Here is a 2,313-nt window from a genome sequence, read left to right on the forward strand (position 1 = left end):
CGGCCTCCCCACCACGGCCTGAGCACCCGGAACCGGCTCCACCACACCACGACGCACCATCAGACAGCTACCCACCCAACAACGTGACAGCGCCCCGCCAGGTCACCACCGTCAACGACGCGTTCACCCCGTCGCCCTGCTCGGCCACCTGGGCCCGGTCCGTTCTCCGGGCCGGCCAGGACGGATCCGCGACGTCATATGCCGGGGAGATGATCGACCGGCCTGTACTCCTGCGGGCCGAGGCAATCCTTGCCAGGGTCACCGGACTCGGCTGACCGCGATGACGCCAGCACCCGGGTGGTGGACTCACTGGACGTCGGCCCGAACGTGCTCCGCAGTGTGTCGGTACGGCTCCACGGCGAGGACGGCCAGTTCGGCGTCGTCGGCACATGACGGACCTGGGCCTCAGTGACCTCGGCGACGTCGTCGGCCGGCCCCAGCCTCCTGGCATCCAGAATCTGACGCCACGAGGTCCGCCCCGACTCCAGAGTAGTGACGAACGAGTAGGGTCAGCCGGGCCGGAGGCTTTGGACCATAAGGCCAGCCATGCCTGAAGAAGATGCGACGGTACAGGACCAAACGCCCAGTCAGAAAGCGGATTGGGAGCCGTCTTTGCTGTGCCGAGCTACGAGTTCGTCCTCGATTCGCCGCAGCGTGGCGTTGACGATCTTGATCGTAGCGGGGTCATCGACGATGCCGCGAAGAGTTCGGTCCCAATTTTCGCGTAGGCACTGGAGATTCTGGTTGGCCTTCTCGGTGGGGTACAGGCGCACACCTCGAGCGTTGCGGTCGTCCGTGACGCGGTTCACAAGGCCTCGCTTCTCCAAGCCACGCAGTACGCGGCTGAAGTTGCTCGATGGAAGCAGCGCTGCTTCCGCCGCCGCCCGGGCAGAGGCGCCAGGGTTGCGATTGATGAACCGCATGACACTGATCTCAATCGGCGTGCACGGCTCGAAGGCAGGGTCAGTCGGGGGTCGCAGCTGCCGACTCACAGCGAAGATCAGGTCGGCCAGCTCATGCAAGCTCGATGCGTGGACATCATCTCTCATGACGCGAGGTACTCCTATCAAGTAACAGCTATCACCTGATAGGATACAAGGGATGACGGTCGCTCGGCTGCAGATCGCGACCGCGCTGCATGCAGCCATTCCCTACTCGCACATGAGGATACTTCCCATGGACATCAACGGATCCGTAGTGCTCGTGACTGGAGCGTCATCGGGCATCGGAGCTGCTACTGCACGGGCCGCTTCCGAGGCCGGCGCGCGGGTAGCGCTCATCGCCCGCCGCGAGGAGCACATCCGGCGGCTCGCCCTGGAACTCGGCCAGTCCGCAGCCATAGCTGTTCCCTGTGACGTGACCGACCGGACGCAAGTCCAGAAAGCCGTGCAAGCAACGATCCAGAAGTTTGGACAAATCGACGCCCTCGTGAACAGCGCAGGGCAAGGGCTCCAGGCCGGCATCGACGCTATCGATCTCGACGACTTCCGAAGCATCCTCGAGCTCAACCTCGTCGCACCCTTGACGATGACGCAGGCGGTCCTTCCGCACATGCGTAAGCAGGCAGCCGGAGCCATCGTAAACGTGGGCTCTGGAATTGTCTGGTCCACGCTGCCCGGGTCCGGCGCGTACTCCGCTTCCAAGGCCGCCCTGCAAAAGCTCACGGCCATCGCCCGCGCGGAGCTCGCAGGCGAAGGCATCACCGTGTCGATGATGTTCCCCTCGATCACCGAGACCGAGTTCGTCGGAACGGTCCGCGGTGACATCGAAGGGGCACGTCGGATGGAAACCGCCAGCGGGTTGGTGCCACACTCACCCAAGAACGTCGCCGATGCCATCATTGGCCTGCTCAAGAGTGGTGCCGCGCAGGCCGACTTGCTCCCGGAGGAGTTCGGCGGCACGCTCAAAAGCTAACATGCGAGACATACCCGGCCACTGAACTCCTCTCGGTAACGCTTCGCGACGTGTTGTGATCTTCGTTCAGGCGGTGCGGCCGTGTTCGAGCTGGAGCAGGACGAGGGCGGCGCGGGCGATCCGGGTGATGGCCGCGGGGTCGAGACTGACCCGGCGCAGGGCCTTGAAGGTGACCTTCAGCAGGGCGTCGGCGCGTTCGGCGACGGCGTGGACGCCTCGGATCACGGCGTTGAACGCCTTTCCATGCTCGGCGAGTTCACTGCCCCTGGGCTTCTTGACCGGGTGGCGGAACCCGGTGATTTCTTGGACAGGTGTCCAGCTATCTTGGACACCTGTCCAAGAAGGGGAGGGCTCACTGCTCATGGAAATCGTGGCGAACGTGCTGGTCGGCCTGGTGGC

2 protein-coding genes and 1 pseudogene are annotated in these 2,313 nt (G+C 64.3%); 1 reads left to right on the forward strand and 2 read right to left on the reverse strand.

The features are described from left to right. Window positions 1–587 precede the first annotated feature (587 nt). Window positions 588–1,049: a MarR family winged helix-turn-helix transcriptional regulator gene (locus ABTY20_RS35110; protein ID WP_352001192.1), complete on the reverse strand. Its 462-nt coding sequence runs from the start codon at window positions 1,047–1,049 to the stop codon at window positions 588–590. A 52-nt stretch (window positions 1,050–1,101) separates the two neighbouring features. On the opposite strand from ABTY20_RS35110, the gene ABTY20_RS35115 reads away from it, so the two are divergent. After that, entirely contained in the window at window positions 1,102–1,914 is an 813-nt protein-coding gene (locus tag ABTY20_RS35115; protein WP_352001193.1) for an SDR family oxidoreductase, read from the forward strand. Between the two features lie 66 nt (window positions 1,915–1,980). Here ABTY20_RS35115 and ABTY20_RS35120 read toward each other — a convergent pair. After that, window positions 1,981–2,208: pseudogene (locus ABTY20_RS35120) on the reverse strand (transposase family protein); the annotation flags it as partial. Window positions 2,209–2,313: the final 105 nt, after the last annotated feature.

The organism is Streptomyces sp. NPDC126497 (assembly GCF_040302425.1).
GTDB lineage: Bacteria > Actinomycetota > Actinomycetes > Streptomycetales > Streptomycetaceae > Streptomyces.

Coding starts and splice junctions, on each gene's coding strand:
- ABTY20_RS35110 (WP_352001192.1), bottom strand. CDS start 1,049: ATGAGAGATGATGTCCACGCATCGAGCTTGCATGAGCTGGCCGACCTG.
- ABTY20_RS35115 (WP_352001193.1), top strand. CDS start 1,102: ATGACGGTCGCTCGGCTGCAGATCGCGACCGCGCTGCATGCAGCCATT.